Below are 20,631 nucleotides of genomic sequence, written 5' to 3' on the forward strand. Positions count from 1 at the left end.
ACAGTAAGCCAGTTGGGCTGTGTCAGCTGAGTGTCCCGTCGGCGCGACGCGGCAGCCCCAGCGGGTTGGCGTCGCGCAGCTGGAGCGGCAGCAGGGCATCGGGCACGGACTGGTAGCAGACGGGACGGAGGAAACGGGCGATGGACGCGGCGCCGACCGAGGTGTGCTCCGGGGAGGTCGTCGCCGGGTACGGGCCACCGTGGTGCGTGGCCCAGCCGACGGCCACCCCGGTGGTGAACCCGTTCCAGACGATCCGCCCGCAGGTCCGGGTGAGACGGTCGACGAGCCGCCCCGCCGACTCCCACTCGTCTTCGACGGCGTGCACCGCGCAGGACAGCTGCCCGCCCAGCACCCCGGCGAGCTCTTCGAGCTCGGCGGAGTCCTGGTACTCGGCCAGCACGGCGAACGGGCCGAAACACTCCTCCAGCAGCGGTGTCCCGCCCCGCAGCAGTTCCTTGGCGTCCACGCTCACCAGCGACGCGGCGACCAGTCGCTCGTCGTCGTCCGAGGGCCGTCCGACGGCGGCCGTACGCACGCCGGGCAGCGCCGAGAGTCGCTCCACACCCTGCCGGAACATGGTGCGAATCCCGTCGTTGAGCAGCCACGACGGGCCGATCGCGGCCACGGCGCGGGCCACTTCGGCGCGCAGCTGCGCACCGTCGTCACCGGCCGGGACGAGCAGCAGCCCGGGCTTGGTGCATACCTGGCCGTGCCCGAAGGCGAAGGACTGCACGAACCCCAGGGCCACCGACTCGGCCCGCTCGCGGGCGGCGCCGGGCAGCACGAAGACCGGGTTGAGGCTGCTCAGTTCCCCGTGGAAGGGAATCGGCTCGGGGCGTGACGCGGCCAGCTGGTGCAGATGCCTGCCGCCCGTGAGCGAGCCCGTGAAGCCGACGGCCCTGATCCGGTGGTCGAGGACCAGCGCGCGGCCGGCTTCGAAGCCCCAGACGATCCCCACCGTGCCGACCGGCGCACCGGTCGCGGCCACGGCCCGGGTCACCGCGCGGAACGCCATGAGGCTGGTGGACGGGTGCGAGGGGTGGGCCTTGACCACGACAGGGCAGCCCGCGGCGAGCGCCGAGGCGGTGTCACCGCCCGCGACCGAGAACGCGAGCGGGAAGTTGCTGGACCCGAAGACAGCGACCGGGCCGAGCGGCAGCAGCATCCGCCGCATGTCGGGCCGCCCCGGTCCGGCGTTGTCCGCTTCCTTGGCCCGGTCGATCACCACATCGGCGTAGGACCCCTCGCGGAGCACTTGGGCGAAGAAGCGCAGCTGGTCGCACGTGCGGGCGAGTTCGCCGGTCAGCCGCTCCTCGCCGAGTGCGGTCTCCCGGTCGGCGGTCCGCGCCAGGGCCGCGCCGTCACTCTCCAGTTCGGCCGCGATCGCCTCCAGCAGCACCGCCCGGCCGGACGCTCCCATGCGGTCGAGATCCACGGCGGCGTCCGCCGCCGCCTCGCACACCCGGGCAACCTCCTGTGCGTCGGAATCCTGCGCGACCAGCTCCACCGTCAACCCGGTGCGCGGGTCCATGGAGTACACCTCGCTCATCGCCAACTCCTCGTCGGTCTCATCGTCTCTTCGGCGGGCTCAGCCTCCCCGCGTCGCACGGGTGCCGGGGAGGGCTGCTCGGCCGCCTGGTCGGGGTGCCCGATCGGGCAGTAACCGATCGGGCACGCCGACCGGCCGATCGAGCTGCCATTCCCGCCGGGTGGCCTGCTGCCGATCCTTCTGGCATCACGAAGAGCGCATGAGGCGGAGGCAGCGGTGACGAGTGCGTACGGCAGCAGACGGGAGTTCCTGCGGAACGTGGGGGTCGCGGGCGGGGCCGGGATGCTCTGGGCGACCATGGGAGCACTGGGTCTGGCCCCCGACGCGCGGGCGGCCCAGCCGGGGCCGGCCTATGAGCCGCCCCGCGAGGGCGACTTCACCGGTGGGCGCAGGGCGCCGAAGGTCGTGGTCCTGGGCGCGGGCATCACGGGGCTGACCACAGCGTACGAGCTGGGGAAGGCCGGCTACGACTGCCGGATCCTGGAGGCCAAAGCGCGCCCGGGCGGCCGTAACTGGACGGTGCGCGCCGGCACCGAGGAGCGGGAGCTGGGCGGCCGTGTCCAACGGGCCCGGTTCTCCGAGGGGCAGTACCTGAACGCGGGGCCCGCGCGCATCGCGCAGCACATGGTGACGCTGGACTACTGCCGCGAGCTCGGGGTGCCCATCGAGCCGTTCGCCAACCAGAACGGTGACGCGTACGTCTACCTGGACCAGGTGGGCACCCCCCTGCGGCACCGCACGGTGAAGGCCGACGCCCACGGCTACGTGTCCGAACTGCTGGCCAAGGCGGTCGACCGGCGCGCGCTCGACAGAGAGCTGACCGCCCAGGACCGCGAGCGGCTGCTGGCCTTCCTCGGCGACTTCGGGGCCATCGGCAAGCGCGTGGACGACTGGGCCTACAGGGGCGGCCCCCGCCGTGGGTACCACGTGCCGCCCGGGGCGGCCGACACGACGGGCGAGCCGTACGGTCCGCTGCCGTCGTTGTCGGAATACTTCGCCCGGGGGAGCGGCCGGTACCTTTCCTTCGAGGCCGACTACGACCAGGCGATGATGATGTTCCAGCCGGTCGGCGGCATGGACCGGATCGTCCACGCCCTGGTGGACCGGGTCGGTGAGCAGCGCATCTCCTACGGGTCGGTGGTGCACGAGATCCGCACCCTCGACACCGGTGTTGAGGTGCGCTACTCAGACGCGCGTGGCCGGGAGCGTACGGAGCGGGCCGACTACTGCGTGGCTGCGCTGCCGCCCCACGTCCTGGCGCGCACGGCGCACAACCTGGGGTCCCCAGTGCAGTCGGCGCTGCGGACACCCGCACCCCTGGCGGTCGGCAAGCTGGGCCTCGAGTACCGGCGCCGCTGGTGGGAGGAGGATCACCGCATCTACGGCGGCATCACCGAGACCGATCTGCCGCTGACCCACGTCTGGTACCCCTCGCACGGGTTCCACTCCGAGCGCGGTGTGGTGGTCGGGTACTACCACTACCGCGAGGACGCGCTGAGGTTCTCCGAGCTGGAGCCGCGTGAACGCATCGCACGGGCCGTCGCCCTGGGAGAGCGCATCCACGGACCGGCCTACCGCGAGGAGCTCGCGTCGGGCTTCGTCGTCGCCTGGCACCGGATACCGCACATCGAGGGCGGCTGGATCGAGTGGCCGGAGAACTCCACCGCCGCCTACGACCTGCTGAACGAGCCCGCAGGGCGGGTCTACTTCGCGGGTGACTGGCTCACGCACTACATCGGCTGGCAGGCCGGAGCCATCGATTCCGCCCGACGAGCGGTGTCGCTGCTGCATCAGCGGTCGGTCCGCACATGACCTGGGCCGTGGGGCCGCGCAGGCTCCTCGGCCGGATCGTGCGCCGGCTGCGTCGCGTCAATCAGCGCCTTGAGGAGCTGTACCAGTCCATGACCTTTCTCTGACGTGCCGGACCCGCCCTCCGCCCCCACGCATCGGCCTGCTCTCAGCCCCCGCTTCTCCGAACCCTTCGCCCCACTCCCTCCCTTGCCATGCCTCTCGAAAGGTCCTCCCACATGCTGTCCACCGACGAAGCAGCGCTCTTCGACAGCCGCGGTTACGCCCGGCGCGAGTCGGCGACCATCCAGGGCGGCCGGGACGTCCGCATGGGCGTCAACCCGCCGCTCATCACGCCGATCTACATGACGGCCGCCTACGAGTTCCCCAACGCCGACATGGCGGCGGGACTCTTCGGACTCGAAGGCAACGGGCACGCCTACACCCGCCTCGGGAACCCCACCCTGAACGTGCTCGAGGAGCGCATGGCCCAGATGGACGGCGGCGTCGCGGGCCTCGCCACCGCCTCCGGGCACGCGGCGGTGACACTCGCGATCCTCAACCTCGTCGAGGCCGGCGACAACATCGTCTCCTCCAACGAACTCTTCGGCGGAATCTGGAGCCTGCTCGGCGCGACGCTCAGGCGCCTCGGCGTGGACACCCGGTTCGTCAGCCCGGCCGACCCCAAGAACTTCGAGGAGGCCACCGACGACCGCACGCGGCTGTACTTCGGCGAGACCCTGCCCAACCCGCGCCTGCGGATCTTCCCCATGGCAGAGGTCGCCGAGATCGGCCGGCGCCACGGCATCCCGTTGATCATGGACAACACCCTCCAGCCGTTCACCTGCCGCCCCTTCGAGCACGGCGCCGCCGTCACCGCCTACTCGGGCACCAAATACCTGGGCGGCCACGGCTCGGCGATCGGCGGGATCATCGTCGACAGCGGCAACTTCGACTGGGACAACTCCCCCCGCCATCCGCAGATGACCCAGCCCGACCCCGCGTACGGGAACGTCATCTGGGGCGAGGAGTGCCGCAAACTCCCCGACACACGCGGCCGTAGCAGTTACCTCTTCAAGGCCCGCGAGACCCTGCTGCGCGATCTCGGTCTGTGCCTGAGCCCCTTCAACGCCTTCCTCATCCTCCAGGGCATCGAAACGCTGCCGCTGCGCATGCCGGCGCACTCGGCCAACGCGCTCGCGGTCGCGGAGTTCCTCGCCGGCCACCCGAAGGTCGACCTGGTGCGCCACCCGAGCCTCGCCGAAGGAACGGAGGCCGACCAGGTCAAGCGGTACCTGGGCGGCGAGTTCGGGCCCATGGTGATGGTCGAGCTGAAGGGCGGACGGCAGGCCGGGGCCCGCTTCATCGAAGGGCTCAAGCTGTTCTCGCACGTCACGAATGTCGGTGACGTCCGCTCCCTCGCCACCCATCCCGCCTCCACGACCCACGCCCACCTGCCCGAGAAGGACCTGCTCGGCGCCGGCATCACCCAGGGCTCGGTCCGCCTGGCGGTCGGTCTGGAGCACGCGGACGACCTGATCCACGACCTCGGCCAGGCACTGGCCGCTGTCTAGAGACGCCGAGCCGCACACGATTTCAGGGGGGAACTGTGCTGTTCACGGGCTGGCCCGCGCCGACCAGCACTCATCTGTCGCTCGTCACGCTCTTCGCGGGCGACCGTCCGCTACGTCTGACCTCGGGAACTCATCTCGCCCCGGTGCAGGTCGCGTACGAGACGTTCGGCCGGCTGAGCGAGGCACGCGACAACGCGGTGTTCGTCTGCCACGCTCTGACCGGCGACTCGCACCCGGCACGCCGCCACGCCGGCGACATCCCGGGCTGGTGGGAGACGATGGTCGGTCCCGGCCGGCCGGTGGACACGCGCAGGTACTTCGTGATCTGCGCGAACGTCCTCGGCGGCTGCGCGGGCACCACCGGGCCTTGGGCCACCGGACCCGACGGCACGGTCCAGGGGGAGGCCTTTCCCGAGGTCACCGTGGCCGACATGGTTCACGCCCACCGCGCCCTGCTCGCCAACCTGGGGATCAGCAGGCTGCGCGCGGTCGTCGGAGGATCACTCGGCGGGATGCAGGCCCTGGAGTGGCTGCTGCGCCACCCGCGGGACGCCGACGGATTCGCGGTCATCTCGGCGACCGCGCGGCAGAGCGCCGACAACCTCGCCTGGAACGCGGTCGCACGGCACGCCATCCGCAGCAGCGCCGCCGTCGCCCCGGAACTCGCGCGGGAGACCGGCCTGCGCGCGGGCCTCGGCACGGCCCGGATGATCGCCCACCTCACGTATCTCTCGGAGCGGTCACTGCACCGCAAGTTCGGGCGCGCGCCGCGCAAAGGGGGCACCCGCACCGATCCGTCGCCCTTCGCGCAGGGCGACTACGCCGTCGAAAGCTATCTGGAACACCAGGCGCACAAGTTCCTGCGCCGCTTCGACGCGCACAGCTACCTCCGCCTCATGGGTGCCATGGACCACTTCGACGCCTTCGCCGTGCCCGACCGACTGCACACCGTCACCGCACCGCCCGACGTCCTGCTCTACAGCTTCGCCTCCGACCGGCTCTTCGGCCCCGAGCACAGCGTGCACATCAGGGCCGAACTCGCGGCCCGCGGCCTTGCCGCCCAGCACGGACAGGACGAGGCGAGCGACGCCGGACACGACGCGTTCCTGCTGGAGAGTCCCGGTCTGCTGGCCGCCACGGACCGATTCCTCAACGACCTGGACCTGCGGCCCGGCGCCTTGCGCGACGATCTCGTCTCCAGCTGACCCGACCGACCCCACGGAAAGAAGAAGACATGAGTTCCAGCCATCGCATCGGCGTGGCACAGGGAACCGCCCTGTACGTCGGCGCGGTCCTCGGTGGCGGCGTGCTGGCCCTGCCCGCCCTGACGGCACGCGAGGCGGGCCCGGCCTCCCTGGTGGCCTGGGCCCTGATGGTCGCCTTCTGCGTACCGATCGCCAGCGCCTTCGCGTCGCTCGGCATGCGCTACCCCGGCGGCGGCGGTGTCGCCACCTTCGCCGCCAAGGCGTTCGGGGCCCGCACCTCCGCTCCCGTCGGCTGGCTCTTCTACTTCGCCGTGCCCGTGGGCACCGCGAGCGCCGCCATCGTCGGAGGCTCCTACGTCGCCGACGCGCTGGGCGGTGGCTACCGGATGTCGCTGGCCGTCGCGGCGGCCCTGCTGCTCGGCGCCTACGTCAGCAACTGGCTGGGCCTGAAGCTCTCCGGCGGCCTGCAGTTGCTGCTCGTCGGCATGCTGGCCGCACTGATGGTCGTGGCCATCGCCGTCGCGGCACCGGACTCCACCGCCGACAACTTCACCCCGTTCGCGCCGCACGGCTGGCTGGCCGTGGGCCACGCCGCGACCCTGCTCTTCTTCGCCTTCTCCGGGTGGGAGGCGGTTTCCCACCTGTCCGGCGAGTTCTCGAATCCGCGCCGGCAACTACCCGTCGTCACCGGTCTGACCATCGTCACCATAGCCGTCCTCTACCTGGGCGTGGCGATCACGTCGATGGCCGTACTCGGCTCCGACCCCGACCGTGGCGCGGTGCCCCTGACGCTCCTGCTCGAACGGGGCCTCGGCGACTCCGCCCGTGCGGTCACCGCCGGCGCGGCCGCGCTGCTCACCTTCGCCACCGTGAACGCCTACATCGCGGGCGGCTCCCGGCTCGGCGCCGCCCTCGGCCGGGACGGCGATCTCCCCCGGTTCCTCGGCAAGGGCCATCGCGCGGGCGAGGTTCCCAAGCACAGCCTCGTCGTCCTCGCCTCGTTGACCGCCGTGCTGCTGGTCTGCGCTGCCGTCTTCGACATCCGGCTCGACCCGATCATGACCGCGGCTTCGGCCTGCTTCGTCGCGGTGTACGTCGCCGGCCTCTCGGCCGCGGTCAAGCTGTTGCGCGGCAGCACCTTCGGCCGTCTCGGCGCCGTCGTCTCGCTCGCCGCGGTCGTCGTCGTCCTCTGCTTCTTCGGCTGGTACCTGTTGCTGCCCGTCTCCCTCGCCGTCGGCGCCAAGCTGTTCCAGCGCTTCACGGCCGGGCGCGCCGAACCCTCCGCCGCGGGCGCCGCACCGGTCGTGGAGGAGAGCGGCAGCGCGTCCTCGAAATCCGTCGTCGGCTGATCCAGGAGCTCTGGGGGAACTCACATGAAACGCACCACGGGACCACTGCGCGTCGCACTCCTCGGACACGGCACCGTGGGCGCCGAGACGGCCCGCGCCGTCACCGGCCGCGCCGCCGAACTGGCGGACCGGATCGGAGCACCCGTCGAACTCGCCGGGATCGCCGTACGCCGCGCACGCCAACTGCCCGGCATCGACGACTCCCTGATCACCACCGACGCCCAGGCCCTCGTCTCCCGCGGGGACATCGACGTGGTGATCGAGCTGATCGGCGGCATCGAGCCGGCCCGCTCCCTGGTCGTCACAGCCATGGAAGCCGGGGCTTGCGTGGTCACCGCGAACAAGGCGCTCATCGCGCGCGACGGAGCCGACCTGCACCGCATCGCCCACAAGCAGGGCGTCGCCCTGGCCTACGAGGCCGCTGTCGCGGGCGCGGTACCGGTGCTGCGCCCGCTGCGCCAGTCGCTGGCCGGTGACCGGCTGCAGCGCGTGACGGGCATCGTCAACGGCACCACGAACTTCGTGCTGGACCGGATGACGCGCTCGGGCGGTACGTTGCAGGGCGCGCTGCAGGAGGCTCAGCGCCTCGGCTACGCGGAGGCCGACCCGACGGCCGACGTCTCCGGCGCCGACGCCGCGGCGAAGATGGCGATTCTGGCGCGGCTCGCCTTCGACACCGAACTGCCCCTGGGCGACGTCCACACCGAGGGCATCGCCCACCTCGGGCCGGGCGACATCGCCCACGCGAGGGCCAACGGCTGCGTGATCAAACTGGTCGGCATCTGCGACCGCACACCGGACGGCGTCAACGCCCGTGTCCATCCCACGCTGATCCCGCTGGAGCACCCGCTGGCCGGGGTCCGCGGTGCCGACAACGGCATCCTCGTGGAGGCGCGGGCCGCGGGCGAGCTGATGTTCCACGGGGCGGGAGCGGGTGGTCTCGCCACGTCCAGTGCGGTCCTCGGCGACCTCGTGGCGGTATGCCGCGACCGGGTGGCGGGGGCCGGTCCCGAACGGCACTCCGTCTCGAGGGTGCTGCCCGTCAGGCCGCTGGCGCTGGTGGCCGCCCGCCACCACGTCTCCATGTTCGTCACCGACGAGCCCGGTGTCCTCTCGCGGGTCAGCGCGGTCTTCGCGGAGGAGGGGGTGTCGCTGGAGACCGTACGGCAGGAGGGCCTCGGCAGCGCGGCGCAGCTGGCGCTCGTCACGCACCTGGCCACGGACGCGGCCGTCACCGAGGTCATGAACCGGCTCAGAGAACTCCCCTGCACGCGCGGTACCATCCGCAGCATCCGCCTTCTCGGCACCCGGCAGAAGGCGACGAGTTGATCCCGGTCCGTGCCCCGGCGGGCGACCCGCGCCGAGGCGGAGGGCATCGGCTCCGCCGACGCGCGCACACCGGAACGCGGTGCACGCACCCAGTCCTCCACCGCGGTAGGAACCACGGGCCACATCATGGCCAGGCCGCTGTCCCCCGGGAACGGCGCGCGATCGCAGCCAGGTGAGGACCACCACCGTGACCACCGACGTCCGCGCACCTGGGCGCCCGGACGGTCTCCACGCCTCAGGCCGCGTCCGCGTCTGCCCGGTTCCGGTCCCGATCCCCGTCCCGGCCGCCGTCCACGTCGCCGGCCCGAAGTCCGTGGCCGGCGCCGGCCACGACAGTTCCCCTACCGAAGTCCTGCTCTACGGAGGTACCCGCCGATGGATCCCTGTACGTCCCTCGCCACCGGCACGGTCCGCGAGGCCGCCCTCGCGGCCCGGTCCGCCGCCGACCGCCTCGCCACCACCACGGGAGCCGAGCGCGACGCCGCCCTCACCGCTGTCTCCGGCCGGCTGACCGCCCGCGTGCTGGACGTCCTCGCCGCGAACGAGAGGGACTTGGCCGCCGCACGCGCGAACGGACTGCCGGACGCGGTGCTCGACCGACTGGCACTGGACACGGACCAGATCGACTCCCTCGCGTCCATGGTGCGCGACCTCGCCGACCGCCCCGATCCGCTCGGTGAGGTGACCCGCGGCGCGGTGATGCCCAGCGGGCTGGAAGTACGGGAGATCCGCACACCGATCGGCGTCGTCGGCATGATCTACGAAGGCCGCCCCAACGTGACCGTGGACGCCGGTGTGCTCTGCCTCAAGAGCGGAAACGCGGCGCTGCTGCGCGGCTCATCGAGCGCTCGGCACACCAACGCCGCACTCATCGACATCATGCGCGAGGGGATCGCGAGCGCAGACCTGCCGCCCGACACCCTCCAGGCGGTCCCGGGCGATACCCACGCCTCCGTCCACGAACTCATGTCCCTCACCGGCCTGGTGGACGTCCTGGTCCCTCGAGGGGGCCGCGAACTGATCCGGACCACGGTGCGTGAGGCGGCCGTGCCCGTGATCGAGACGGGGGTGGGCAACTGCCATGTCTACGTGGACGAGCACGCCGACCTGGACATGGCGCTGAGCATCCTGCTGAACGCCAAGACCCAGCGGCCGACGGTCTGCAACGCTGCCGAGTCGCTGCTGGTGCACGCCGCCGTCGCCGACTCGTTCCTGCCGCGCGCCCTGGCCGCCTTGGCCGACCGCGACGTGACCGTGCACGGGGACCGCCGGGTCCGTGCGTACGACGCGTCGGTCGTACCCGCGACGGACGAGGACTGGGGCCGCGAATACCTGTCCCTGGACATCGCGGCCGCCGTCGTCGACTCGATGGACGCCGCCGTGTGTCACATCAGGCTGCACGGCAGCGGCCACACGGAGGCGATCGTCACCGACTCCCAGACCGCGGCACGCCGTTTCGTCGCCGCGCTGGACACCGCGGTGGTCGCTGTCAACGCCTCGACCCGGCTGGCCGACGGCGCTGAGCTCGGCCTCGGTACGGAACTCGGCATCTCCACCCAGAAACTGCACGCCCGGGGCCCCATGGGCCTGTCCGCGCTGACCACTACCAAGTGTGTTGTGACCGGCGACGGCCACATCCGCGGCGCGACCCCCATGACGACGAGCCTGAGTTGCGACGCCCTGGGGCGACCGCCCCGCGGCCGTTCCTGACGACGTCGTACCGCCCGTTCAGATCCGGCCGAGGCCGATCTCCGCCGCGAAGGGAGCGGTGATCGTCAGGACGCCGGCGAACACGTCCCCCTCGCGGTACGAGCCCGGGTTCGTCAGGAGTGCGAGCCGTTCGAGGGCGGCGGTGGAGTGGCTGCTGAAGGGCCAGTGCCGGGACAGGCGGAGGATCCGCCGGCCGCGTGACCCAGCAGGACGCCCACGGTGGTGCGCCGGCCACGGCTACGAGCGCAGGGCGTCGACCGGTTCCATGCGGGAGGCCCGCAGTGACGGGTAGAGGCCGGCCAGGAGTCCTACCAGGGCTCCGGCGACCGGGGCGCCGAGGGCGAGGCGGACGTCCAGGACCGGTGTCCACTCCTTGACGGCGGAGACGCTCACCACGACGACCATGCCCAGGGCGGCGCCCACGACACCGCCGAGGAGTCCGATCGTCGTCGACTCCACCAGGAACTGGCCGGCGACCTGACGCCGCGAGGCCCCGAGGGCGCGGCGCAGTCCGATCTCCCCGATCCGCTCGATGACCGTCACCAGCGTCACATTGGCGATACCGATGGCCCCGACCACCAGCGAGACCAGCCCGAGGACCAGGAACAGGCCGTTGACGTCGCCCTGCACTCCCTTGCGGGCCTCGGCCGGATCGGTCGGTGCCGTCACGGTCAGGGAAGCCTCGGCGCCGGGGGCCAGCGCGATCGGCGCCTGGCGGGCGACCTGGCCGGCCGCGCCGAGCGCGGTGTTGATCAGCACCCGGGTCACGGCCTCCAGCCCCATCCGGTCCGCGGCCGTCGTGGGCGGCAGGATCACCGCGGTGGCGAGCTGCTGTTCCCGCTCCGCACCGCCGAGTATCCCGATCACCGTGTACGCCTGGCCCTTCAGGAAGACCGCGGGAGCGTTCTCCACCGAGCTGATGCCGAGGAGCCGTGCCGCCTGGTCGCCGAGGACCGCCACCCGGTCGTGCCGGGCGATGTCCCCGTCGTCGAGGAAGCGTCCGGTGGTCATCCTGCCCCGGACCGCGGCCGGCAGCGTGGGGGACGCGGCGACGACCGCCATGGTCTGACCGCTGACCTCGCCGGGAGCGACCACGTCGTTGGCACGCACCTCGACGCCCGCGCTCTCCTGGGAGGCGGCGATCGCCGCCACCGACTCGACCCCGGCCAGCCGGCGCACCGCGTCGACCCCCGACCAGTCCACGAGCGGACCGGAGCCGGCCGAGGGCCCGGAGGGCACCCCCACCGTGACCGAGGTGGCGGTCAGGGCGTCGAACCGGCCCACGATCTGGTTGCCCGCCGTGGACGAGACACCGATGGTGATGACCAGGGTGGTGATGCCCAGGACGGTGCCCAGTGTGGTCAGGGCGGAGCGCGCCGGGCGGGCGAGCACCCCCGCCAGCGCTTCGGACCACAGGTCCCTGAAGTCCATCCAGGGGCGCTCGACGGTCCCCCCGGCTCGTGCTCCTCCCCCGGCCCGTGCCGTGCCCGTGGAAGCCGCGGCTTGCCGGACGCGTTTTCGGTACCTCATCGGTGCTCCTCGGTGAGCCGTCCGTCGCTGATCCTCACCCGCCTGTGGGCGCGCCCGCTGACCGCCTCCTCGTGCGTGATCACCACCAGGGTCATGCCCTGCTCGCCGAGCCGGCCGAAGAGGTCCAGCACCGACTCGGTGTTCTCGCTGTCGAGGTTGCCGGTGGGCTCGTCGCAGAGCAGCAGGGCGGGTTCGCTCATCAGCGCGCGGGCGATCGCCACCCGCTGTCTCTCACCGCCGGAGAGCCGGTCGGGCCGGAAGCCGGCCCGGTGCGTCAGACCCACCCGTCGCAGTGCCTGCTCGGCCCTGTTACGGCGGCCGGCCCGGCCGCGCCCGGGGCGCGGCCGGCGGTAGGTCTCGGCCAGCATGACGTTCTCCTCCACGGTCCGGTACGGCAGCAGGTGGAAGGACTGGAAGACGAACCCGATCCGGCTGCCACGCAACGAGGTCCGCTCCAGGTCGCCGAGCGCGTTGGTCTCCACCCCGTCGAGCCAGTAGGTGCCCGAGGTGGGGCGGTCCAGCAGCCCCAGGGTGTTGAGCAGCGTCGACTTGCCGGAACCGGACGGGCCGACGATCGACAGGTGCTCGCCGCGCCGAACGGTCAGGTTCACCTCGCGCAGGGCGTGCACCGGCGGTTCGGAGTCGAAGGTCCGGTCCACGGCGACCAGCTGGATGACCGTGTCCGCGTCGGGCACGACGGAGAACGGCGGACCGCTCATCGTCCGACCACCACCTGGTCGCCGGTCTTCAAGGCGGCACCGGACGACGGGGTGACCTCCACCTGACCGCCCGCGGAGAGCCCGGCCTCGACGGGGGCGTCCACCACCTTGCCGCCGCGCACGACCTGCACCCGGGCCTTCCCGTCGGCGGACGTGTGCAGCGCGGCGACGGGCACGGTCAGCACCTTGCCCTCCGACGAGCCCACCTCGATGGTGACCTTCGCGGATTCGGCGGCCTTCTCGGCCAGCGTCCCCGCCGGCACGGAGATCTGTACCGGTACGGGAGCCGAGCTGTCGCCGCTCCCGCCGTCCGAGGTCCCCTGCTGCTTGTCGGTGCCGGCCGGAGCGTCCTTCGGTACGTCGTCGCCGAGTGCCACCACTTCGCCGTCCGCCTCCGTGCCGTCGGTGGTCTCCACCCGGGCCCGCATGCCCTTGTGGAGCAGCTCGGCGTCGTCGGCCGGGACGACGGCCCGTACCACGACCTTGGAGCTGGTCACCGTGGCGACCGGTCCGGAGGGGGTGTCCCCCGTCTTCACGGACACCTTGTCCAGCCGGGCCGGCAGTTCCGGCAGGAAGACCACCTCACCGGCGGGGACCTTGGTCCCGTAACCGGCCTGGAAGGCGGAGAGCGCGGCGTTGGCCGCGTCCAACTGTTGCTGTGCCGACTTGAGCTGCAGCTCAGCGGCGTCCCCGCCGGTGCCCGAGCCGTCTTCGGAGCCGCTGCCGGATTCCCCGGAGCCGGTGCCGGACTTCCCGGAGCCGCCGCCGGACTTCCCGGAGCCGCCGCCGGGCTCCTCGGAGCCTCCGGTCCCCCCGGACCCGCCGCCCGGGTTCCGTGCCGCGAGGAGGGCCTGCTGCGCGGTGGTCACCGCCGCTTCGAGCGTCCCCAGTTGCTGCTTGTCGGCGACGGTGGGCTCCATGGCGCGGTAGCCCTTGCTCCCGTACCAGCGGCTCACCGCCGCAGCGTCCGAACGCCCGTATGTCCCGCTCGTCGAACCGGGGTTGAAGCCCAGCCGGGTCAGCGCCCGCTGGAGCTGCTCGACATCGTCCCCGGAGGCGCCGGGCCCCAGTGTCCGGTACATCGGCACGGTGCCCCGCAGCACCAGGACCGGCCGCCCGCTCACCTGCATCAGCACATCGCCCTCCTTCACCTCCGCCCCGGCCGCCGGTGCCTTGGTGACCCGCTGGGTGACGCTGTCGCCGGCCCCCGCATCGCCGGACCCGGAGTCCGGAGAGCCGACGGGCCCGGCCAGGGTCACGCTCTGCGGCGAGGCGAACTCCACCGAGCCCTGGGCCACCACGCTCGCGGTGAGCGAGCGCCGCTCGACCGTGACGGTGACGGGGCCGGCTTCCGGCGGCCGGTGCGCGGCGGCGGCGTCCGCGGGCGACTGCATCCGCGATCCGGCGAACCAGCCGCCCGCTCCGACCAGCGCCACCGCGGTGACGACGACCGTCAGCTGTCCGGAACGGGTGCCGACCAGCCTGCGGAACCGCCCGGGACGGGTGCCGGCCGGTTCGGGACGCTGCCTCACCCGGCACCGCCACCGCTGGTCGGGGCCTTCAGGAACTTCGGGAAGTAGGCGGCCCGGAACTCCTTGCCGCACTCCAGGTCCCGCATCGCCAGCTCGATGTCCTTGGTGAGCAGCGGCAGGGCCTCCTCCTTGCTCAGGGACTCCCGGGCGTTCCCGCTCTCGTCGACGGCGGGGATGGCACCGGCCGGAGTGGAGTTGAACGACTGGAGCTTGACCATCTCCCCGATGCCGGTCGGCTGCGTGGTCGTGACGGAGATGCCTTCCTTCCTCAGACACGAGGCGTACGACTGCGCCAGCGCGACCAGCTTCGGATCACCGTTGAGCGCCTGCGCGTTGGCCTCGTTCCGGTTCGTGGTCGCGGTGCCCCGTTCCCGGTCCGACGCGGAGCCGTAGACCTCCTTGTCGGCCTCACCCTGGCAGCCGGTCCAGTTCTTCTCACCGGTCTTCGGGTCGGGGATGGCGCCCAACGCCTCGTTGTACGCGGCCCTCTGCTCGGGAGTGAGCGTGTCCGCGTAGTCCGCGTTCGGCGTCCGGTCCGAGTCCTGCCGGGCGGCCGCACTGCCCGGCGCGCCGGCGTCGCCGGGGTAGACGATGCCCGCGTAGATGCCGAAGCCGTACTTCTGCCGGTGCTTCTTCGACAGCTCGTAGTCCGCCCCGTCAGTGGTCCAGAAGGCGGCGGGATCTTCGGGGGCCACGGGGGTGTAGATGAATCCCTGCTTCTTCATGCAGGCCGCGATCGCGTTCTCCAAGAGGTACTGCTTCTTGAGATCGGCGTTCGCGTCGGCGGGAATGTCGAGCTGCCCCGACGAGCCGTCCGTGGTCTTCTCACCGTCCGACGCGTGGGACTCCGAGCCGGTGCCGGTGCCGGTGTCGCTGTCGGTGCCACAAGCCGCCAGCAGCGGCAGCAGACTGACCGCCGCCGCCGCGGCCAGTCTTCGGACAGTGCGGGATCGAGTCATCTGCTTCCATCCGATCGGAAGGGAGGGGGATTCCGCCTGCGGACGCAGGAGAACGCGGAGTTCACAGTGGTGCCGGCAGTTCATGGCCCTGGGTCGGGTACATGACCGAGCTGTAACGGCCGTGCGCCGTGACGGTCGTTCGCCGTGACGGCCGGCCTCGGGACCGGCGCCGGTCATACGGGCGGCCCGGTGACGAGGTCACCGTTCTCGTCGTAGGGCCAGGCGTTGGCGACGCACCCGTGCAGGCCCTTGATCTGCTGCATCATCACGGGGGCCAGTCGCCCGGCGCCCCCGCAGGTCACGTGCCCGTGACCGAGGAAGTGCCCCATCTCGTGGTTGATGATCAGCGCCCGGTAGTCGTGGATCGGTCCGTCGAAGGTGGGCGAGCCCTTGACCCAGCGCTTGAGGTTCACCACCACCCCTCCGGGAACCTCGCAGTTGTACTCGCCTCCGGTGTCCTGCTGGATGCCGGCCCAGCACAGGGCGTCCGCCGTCGCCGGTGTCGCGATCTTTATCGTGATGTCGTGCGGCGATCCCGCGCCCACCAGCTGGAACGCGTTGTCCGGGTCGTGGGTCCAGCCCCGCGGGGCGGCGAGTATCCCGGCGATCTCCTTCGCCGCCTGGGACGGCGAGATGTCGAGGCCGGTCTCGACCTTGACGACGTAGCGCACCGGGCGGGAGCCGCTGCCCACCCTCTCCCCGCTGGCCTGCGCGGTGACGAACGTCCCGCTGCCCGTCGGGGGAACGTCGATCTCGGTCCGGCTCGCGGTGGGAGAGGGGGAGGGGGAGGGGGAGGAGGGGGGCGGTGTGGGAGCGGGGGTGACGTGCGAGCTCCGCGGGTGCGGCGCACCGCCCGACGCGTCGCTCCGCCCGCCTTGCAGCAGGTACGCCGCCGAACCCAGCAGGCCGGCGGTCACCAGCAGGCCGGTCAGCAGGCTCCGGCCCCGGCGGCGCGGCCGTTCCCGGCGATGGACGGACCGGCGTCGGCGACCGGCGCGGTGACCGGCGCGGTGACCGGCCGTGGTGCTGCCGGTGGCGGGTGCGGATTGCCGCTGTCGTGCCGAATGCATGGCAGCTCAATCTGGTGATCCCAGATGATCCCCATGAGCCGGTGCCGTCACGGAAGGATAACGACGCCCCCGTTCCCCGGCCCGTGTGATCGTTGTGTAACGGCGGTCGGAGGGGGACCTTCCTCGGGACGGTCACCTCGTCCGGTCTGCCTACACTGCCGAAATGCCACGGGTCCTGATCGTCGAAGACGACCTAGATGTCCGCAGGGCCGTCCAACTGGGTCTGCGGCACCAGGGGCATGAGGTCTTCGCGGTGGAAACGGGGGAGGAGGGGCTGGAACAGCTCCGCCCCTTCCGGCCGGACGTCGTCGTGCTCGACCTCATGCTGCCCGGCATGTCCGGCCTGGACGTGTGCCGCCGGATCAGGGACCGCGACCAGGTGCCGATCATCATGGTGACGGCCCGGGGGGACGACGTCGACGTGGTCGTGGGCCTGGAGACCGGTGCGGACGACTACGTGGTGAAGCCCGTGCAGGCCCGGGTGCTCGACGCACGGATACGGGCCGTACTGCGCAGACAGGACGCGTCGTTGCCGGACGGCACCCGCCCCCGGGCGGAGACGCACGGCGAGCTGGTCGTCGACCGCGCCGGGCTCGTGGTGACGCACCGCGGCGAACCCGTCACCCTCGCCCCCTCCGAACTGCGGCTGCTGCTGACCCTGTCGGCCTCGCCCGGCCAGGTGTTCAGCCGCCAGCAACTGCTGGAAGCGGTCTGGGAACACAGCTACCACGGCGACATACGACTCGTGGACGCCTGTGTGAAGCGACTGCGCAACAAGCTCGGCGAGGGCAGGAATCCCCGTTACGTGCAGACCGTACGCGGATTCGGTTACCGCTTCGGCACCTCATGAGCGACCGGACGTCCGCCGCCGTACCGGGTGCCGGCCCCCGGTGGTTCCTCCGGGCGGCACTGGCGCGGATCCCGCTCCCCCTGCGCGGCCTGCGCCCCCGCCTGCTGACGTCCTTCGTCCTGGTGGCCATGGCCAGCTCCCTGGGTACCGGGGCCCTCGCCTTCCGCGAGGCGCGCACGGGGGTGCTCCAGCAGAGCCAGGACTCCGTCATCAACCGGTTCCGTACGAGCGTCGACGCCGTCGCGCCCTCCATCCCCCTTGCCCCGGACCAGTCGGACCTCCAGTTCGCGGTGGACCAGGTGCTGTACGCGAACCGTTCGTCGGGCTGGCGGATCATGGCCGCGTACGGCGGCCGCCGCGCCTATGCGCCGAGCGCCGGTTTCGTCGAGCTGAGCCCCGAAATGCTCCGGTCCGTCCGGGACCGGCGTGTCGCGGTGTTCCAGCGGATGAACGTCGACGGGCGCCCCCGCCTCGTCGTCGGCATGCCCGTCACGTACACCTCGGACGAGGGCCTGGGAACCATGCTCTCCGGGCTCGTGCTGTACCTGGAGGTCCCGCAGACCACCGAAGAGGGGTACGTCGAGGCCATGGTCCACGGCATCGAGCGGGCCACCCTGGTGGCCCTGTGCCTCGCCGTCGTCCTGGCGCTGCTCGCCGCGAGCGGCGTACTGCGTCCCGTACGGGCGCTGCGCCGGGCGACGCGCCGGATGGCCGCGGGGCATCTCGACGTCCGGCTGGACGTCACCGGCTCCGACGAACTGGCCGACCTCTCCCAGTCCTTCAACGAGACGGCGGCCGAACTGGAGCGGACCGTACGGGAGCTGCGCCGCCTGGAGGCCCAGGGGCGCCGCTTCGTGGCGGACGTCTCCCACGAGCTGCGCACGCCGCTGGCGGCGATGTCGGCGGTCACCGACGTGCTGGACCTGGAGGGGGAAGGGGAGACCGGTGAAGCGCTGCGGCTCATCAGCGAGGGAACGAACCGGCTGAGCGGACTGGTGAACGACCTGATGGAGATCTCCCGTTTCGACGCGGGGGCGGCCGAACTCAACCGGGACGAGATCGACCTGGCCGAGTCCGTACGGCGCACCGTCGCCTCCCGGTGGCGGCAGGAGCAGGTGGAGACCCGGCTGCCCGGACCGGGTGAGCTCCGCGCGCGCGTCGATCCGCGCAGGCTGGACGTGGTGACGGCCAACCTGATCGGCAACGCGCTGCGGCACGGAGAGCCGCCCGTGCGGCTGACCATGGGGGTACGGGTGGACGGGGCGGGCATGGCGTGGGCCGTCATCGAGGTGACCGACAACGGGCCGGGGATCGCCGAGGAGGCCATGCCGCACATCTTCGAGCGGTTCTACAAGGCGAGCACCTCACGGGCCAGGAGCGAGAGCAGCGGGCTGGGTCTGGCCATCACGGCGGAGAACGTGCGCCTGCACGGGGGGCGCATCCGGGCGGCGAACCTGCCCCGGGGCGGTGCGGTGTTCACGGTCGAACTCCCGCTGCACCACGACGACACCGACACCGGTGCCGGCGGCGGGAGCACCCGGTGAAGGGCTCGCGGACGGCAGCGCTGCTGTCCGGGCTCACGGCCGCGGCCGCGGTCGCGCTCACAGCGTGCGGAGTCCCCCCGTCCGGTGTCATCGAGGCCGGTGCGCCGGCGAGCGGCATGTTCTCCCCCAGCGCGGCACCACCCTCGACGCCCGCCACCGTCTCCCTCTTCTTCCTGCGCGACGGGGACCTGACGCCCTATCCCCGCCGGATCGACGACGTCGGGGACCTCGAAGCCGTCGTACACCTGCTGTTCGAGGGGCCGGCCGCGAAGGAGACCGCGACGGCCATCACGGAGCTGCCCCGCCTGACGGACGCGCCACGGGTGGTGGTCGCCGACGGTATCCTCTTCGTCCAGCTCCCCGGTGAGACGGCTCCGCTGAGCCGTCGGGCCATGCTCCAGCTGACGTGCACGGTGAACCACGCGGAAGCCGACGGCGGCACCGCGCGCCGTTCCGACCTGTCCGGCAGCCTCCATGTGCTCGGGGACGGATGGACGATGACGCAGTCGGACTACGCGTGCCCCGTCGTGCCCCCTTCGCAGGAGCAACCGGAAGCACTGACCCCGTGGGAGCCCTCCGGCTGACCACCGGACGGCCCCGCTCGGGACCGGAACCGGCCTTCCGGCCGCGCTCGCCCACCTGACCGCGCGGTGGCCACCACGGCGACGCCCCCTGACCTGCCCAGATTCGTGGTGCTGCTGGAGGTGCGGCGGTCTGATGGCACCGCTGTTCACCGTAGTTGTCCGCTCTCTTCGGCACGCCGTGGGCACGGGTACGCGGCGAGCTGACGCGCGGGGCCTGCGAGAGTCTTCCTCTGTCAGGTTGAGCATGGCACCTCGGCTGGCTCTGCTGTGCCACTACGGATGCGCACAACGGTTGGCTGTTCCGGCCCTGCCGTGACGAAGTTGTCACCGCCTGGTCGGTGACAGGCGTAGGGCCGAAAACACCTCCGCTCAGGAGGCAGCGCGGGGAGGCTCCGGAATCGGGTTCCAGGCAAACCAGTCCAGGACATCGGCACCGAGGTCCCATGGGGCATTCAGCAGAGCCTTCTCCGTTGCTCGGAGGTCGGAGAAGAGCGACTCGGGTGCCGGTCCGACGTCCTTCATCAGGGCCCCCACTTCTGGTGGAACTCCTCGTCCTCGCCACGCAGTCGGCTGATCGCGGCCTCCGCGCAGAGGGGCCGGAGCACCTTCGCGCATGCGCCGATTCCCGGTGCCAGTCCCTCCGCCACCACAGGCCGGTGGCCGAGGCTTCCTCGGGACAACCGAACGCCCGGCCCCCTGGGTTCATTTGCCGGGTTCTGGCCCGTACCACTGGAGCGCCTGGCCTGTGACGGCGGCGATGCATTCGAAGTCCCGGTCGCGGTGGAGGAGGGTCAGTCCCTGCAACTCGGCCGTGGCCGCCACCACGAGGTCGACGGCTCCGGCGTTGCGGTGCTGTCCGCGCTGGGTGAGGATGTCCTGGACCTGCCAGGCGCGGTCGTAGGCGCGGTCGTCGACCGGCACCCAGCCGAAGAGCAGACGCAGGTCCTCGATGCCTTGGGCACGGTCGGCGGTGGAACGCGCGCTGTAGATGAACTCCAGCTCGGTGATGGGGCACGTGGCGATGAGCCCGGCTGCCGCCGCCTGGTCCCAGCCGTATTGCTCGGCGTCGCCGCGCAACAGCCGGGCGAGTGCGCTGGTGTCGATCAGGAACTGAGCGGCGTTCACCGACGGTAGTTTCCCTTGTCCTCAAGGAGATCGAGATCGAAGGCACCCGCCGCCGCCGCCCGCAGGCGGGTGAGGGCCAGAGCCCGCCGCCGGTTCTCCAGCACCTCGCGCAGGGCGGTGTTCACCGTCTCCTTCTTGGTGCTGGTGCCGAGGGCCTTGGCCACGTCGGCGACCAGCTGATCATCGAGGTCTATTACGGTGCGAGTCATTGATG

General features: G+C 71.8%; 17 protein-coding genes. 9 read left to right on the forward strand and 8 right to left on the reverse strand.

What is annotated here, in order from left to right:
- Positions 1–22 precede the first annotated feature (22 nt).
- The gene (locus tag ACH4F2_RS13825; protein ID WP_398132931.1) at positions 23–1,555 is read right to left on the reverse strand and encodes an aldehyde dehydrogenase (NADP(+)); all 1,533 of its coding nucleotides are present in this window, start codon (positions 1,553–1,555) and stop codon (positions 23–25) included.
- 276 nt (positions 1,556–1,831) lie between these two features.
- Here ACH4F2_RS13825 and ACH4F2_RS13830 point away from each other — a divergent pair, with 276 nt between their 5' ends.
- The 6 genes from ACH4F2_RS13830 to ACH4F2_RS13855 all read left to right on the forward strand — a co-directional run bounded on the left by ACH4F2_RS13830 (position 1,832) and on the right by ACH4F2_RS13855 (position 10,504).
- A complete protein-coding gene (locus tag ACH4F2_RS13830; RefSeq protein WP_398133088.1) occupies positions 1,832–3,361 on the forward strand; it encodes a flavin monoamine oxidase family protein in 1,530 nt (509 codons plus the stop codon).
- A 215-nt stretch (positions 3,362–3,576) separates the two neighbouring features.
- The gene (locus tag ACH4F2_RS13835) at positions 3,577–4,911 is read left to right on the forward strand and encodes an O-acetylhomoserine aminocarboxypropyltransferase/cysteine synthase family protein (RefSeq protein ID WP_398132932.1); all 1,335 of its coding nucleotides are present in this window, start codon (positions 3,577–3,579) and stop codon (positions 4,909–4,911) included.
- A 35-nt stretch (positions 4,912–4,946) separates the two neighbouring features.
- Complete coding sequence (locus tag ACH4F2_RS13840) at positions 4,947–6,116, forward strand: homoserine O-acetyltransferase (RefSeq protein ID WP_398132933.1); 1,170 nt, start codon at positions 4,947–4,949, stop codon at positions 6,114–6,116.
- 29 nt (positions 6,117–6,145) lie between these two features.
- Positions 6,146–7,465 carry an APC family permease gene (locus ACH4F2_RS13845; protein WP_398132934.1) on the forward strand — a complete coding sequence of 440 codons (1,320 nt, stop codon included), beginning with the start codon at positions 6,146–6,148 and terminating at the stop codon, positions 7,463–7,465.
- A 24-nt stretch (positions 7,466–7,489) separates the two neighbouring features.
- The gene (locus ACH4F2_RS13850; RefSeq protein WP_398132935.1) at positions 7,490–8,794 is read left to right on the forward strand and encodes a homoserine dehydrogenase; all 1,305 of its coding nucleotides are present in this window, start codon (positions 7,490–7,492) and stop codon (positions 8,792–8,794) included.
- A gap of 375 nt (positions 8,795–9,169) precedes the next feature.
- Positions 9,170–10,504, forward strand: a complete 1,335-nt coding sequence (locus ACH4F2_RS13855; RefSeq protein WP_398132936.1) for a glutamate-5-semialdehyde dehydrogenase — start codon at positions 9,170–9,172, stop codon at positions 10,502–10,504.
- Positions 10,505–10,741: 237 nt separating this feature from the next.
- Here ACH4F2_RS13855 and ACH4F2_RS13860 read toward each other — a convergent pair whose 3' ends face one another.
- The 5 genes from ACH4F2_RS13860 to ACH4F2_RS13880 all read right to left on the reverse strand — a co-directional run bounded on the left by ACH4F2_RS13860 (position 10,742) and on the right by ACH4F2_RS13880 (position 16,314).
- Positions 10,742–11,935 carry an ABC transporter permease gene (locus ACH4F2_RS13860; protein ID WP_398132937.1) on the reverse strand — a complete coding sequence of 398 codons (1,194 nt, stop codon included), beginning with the start codon at positions 11,933–11,935 and terminating at the stop codon, positions 10,742–10,744.
- A 95-nt stretch (positions 11,936–12,030) separates the two neighbouring features.
- Positions 12,031–12,753, reverse strand: a complete 723-nt coding sequence (locus tag ACH4F2_RS13865; protein ID WP_398132938.1) for an ABC transporter ATP-binding protein — start codon at positions 12,751–12,753, stop codon at positions 12,031–12,033.
- On the reverse strand, positions 12,750–14,285 hold the full coding sequence (locus ACH4F2_RS13870; RefSeq protein ID WP_398132939.1) for a peptidoglycan-binding protein: 1,536 nt from the start codon (positions 14,283–14,285) through the stop codon (positions 12,750–12,752). Before ACH4F2_RS13870 ends, ACH4F2_RS13865 begins: the two co-directional genes overlap by 4 nt.
- A complete protein-coding gene (locus tag ACH4F2_RS13875; RefSeq protein WP_398132940.1) occupies positions 14,282–15,244 on the reverse strand; it encodes a hypothetical protein in 963 nt (320 codons plus the stop codon). Before ACH4F2_RS13875 ends, ACH4F2_RS13870 begins: the two co-directional genes overlap by 4 nt.
- A gap of 173 nt (positions 15,245–15,417) precedes the next feature.
- Entirely contained in the window at positions 15,418–16,314 is an 897-nt protein-coding gene (locus ACH4F2_RS13880; protein WP_398132941.1) for a DUF3152 domain-containing protein, read from the reverse strand.
- A gap of 163 nt (positions 16,315–16,477) precedes the next feature.
- On the opposite strand from ACH4F2_RS13880, the gene ACH4F2_RS13885 reads away from it, so the two are divergent.
- From ACH4F2_RS13885 to ACH4F2_RS13895, 3 genes are read left to right on the forward strand one after another with little or no spacing between them, the layout of a single operon-like run.
- Positions 16,478–17,164: a response regulator transcription factor gene (locus ACH4F2_RS13885; RefSeq protein ID WP_326756270.1), complete on the forward strand. Its 687-nt coding sequence runs from the start codon at positions 16,478–16,480 to the stop codon at positions 17,162–17,164.
- On the forward strand, positions 17,161–18,708 hold the full coding sequence (locus tag ACH4F2_RS13890) for an ATP-binding protein (protein WP_398132942.1): 1,548 nt from the start codon (positions 17,161–17,163) through the stop codon (positions 18,706–18,708). Before ACH4F2_RS13885 ends, ACH4F2_RS13890 begins: the two co-directional genes overlap by 4 nt.
- On the forward strand, positions 18,705–19,292 hold the full coding sequence (locus tag ACH4F2_RS13895) for a hypothetical protein (RefSeq protein WP_398132943.1): 588 nt from the start codon (positions 18,705–18,707) through the stop codon (positions 19,290–19,292). The genes ACH4F2_RS13890 and ACH4F2_RS13895 overlap by 4 nt, the downstream gene beginning before the upstream one ends.
- A gap of 702 nt (positions 19,293–19,994) precedes the next feature.
- Here the strand turns inward: ACH4F2_RS13895 and ACH4F2_RS13900 are convergent.
- Positions 19,995–20,417 carry a PIN domain nuclease gene (locus tag ACH4F2_RS13900; protein WP_398132944.1) on the reverse strand — a complete coding sequence of 141 codons (423 nt, stop codon included), beginning with the start codon at positions 20,415–20,417 and terminating at the stop codon, positions 19,995–19,997.
- Positions 20,414–20,626, reverse strand: a complete 213-nt coding sequence (locus ACH4F2_RS13905) for a type II toxin-antitoxin system VapB family antitoxin (RefSeq protein WP_398132945.1) — start codon at positions 20,624–20,626, stop codon at positions 20,414–20,416. Before ACH4F2_RS13905 ends, ACH4F2_RS13900 begins: the two co-directional genes overlap by 4 nt.
- Positions 20,627–20,631 lie beyond the last annotated feature (5 nt).

The organism is Streptomyces sp. NPDC017890, from assembly GCF_044328675.1.
Lineage (GTDB): Bacteria > Actinomycetota > Actinomycetes > Streptomycetales > Streptomycetaceae > Streptomyces.

Bases quoted from the DNA above. Each gene is read 5' to 3' on its own strand.
- ACH4F2_RS13875 (WP_398132940.1), bottom strand. From the start codon at position 15,244: ATGACTCGATCCCGCACTGTCCGAAGACTGGCCGCGGCGGCGGCGGTC.
- ACH4F2_RS13830 (WP_398133088.1), top strand. From the start codon at position 1,832: ATGCTCTGGGCGACCATGGGAGCACTGGGTCTGGCCCCCGACGCGCGG.
- ACH4F2_RS13850 (WP_398132935.1), top strand. From the start codon at position 7,490: ATGAAACGCACCACGGGACCACTGCGCGTCGCACTCCTCGGACACGGC.
- ACH4F2_RS13890 (WP_398132942.1), top strand. From the start codon at position 17,161: ATGAGCGACCGGACGTCCGCCGCCGTACCGGGTGCCGGCCCCCGGTGG.
- ACH4F2_RS13855 (WP_398132936.1), top strand. From the start codon at position 9,170: ATGGATCCCTGTACGTCCCTCGCCACCGGCACGGTCCGCGAGGCCGCC.
- ACH4F2_RS13880 (WP_398132941.1), bottom strand. From the start codon at position 16,314: ATGCATTCGGCACGACAGCGGCAATCCGCACCCGCCACCGGCAGCACC.
- ACH4F2_RS13905 (WP_398132945.1), bottom strand. From the start codon at position 20,626: ATGACTCGCACCGTAATAGACCTCGATGATCAGCTGGTCGCCGACGTG.
- ACH4F2_RS13865 (WP_398132938.1), bottom strand. From the start codon at position 12,753: ATGAGCGGTCCGCCGTTCTCCGTCGTGCCCGACGCGGACACGGTCATC.
- ACH4F2_RS13860 (WP_398132937.1), bottom strand. From the start codon at position 11,935: ATGGACTTCAGGGACCTGTGGTCCGAAGCGCTGGCGGGGGTGCTCGCC.
- ACH4F2_RS13885 (WP_326756270.1), top strand. From the start codon at position 16,478: ATGCCACGGGTCCTGATCGTCGAAGACGACCTAGATGTCCGCAGGGCC.
- ACH4F2_RS13845 (WP_398132934.1), top strand. From the start codon at position 6,146: ATGAGTTCCAGCCATCGCATCGGCGTGGCACAGGGAACCGCCCTGTAC.
- ACH4F2_RS13835 (WP_398132932.1), top strand. From the start codon at position 3,577: ATGCTGTCCACCGACGAAGCAGCGCTCTTCGACAGCCGCGGTTACGCC.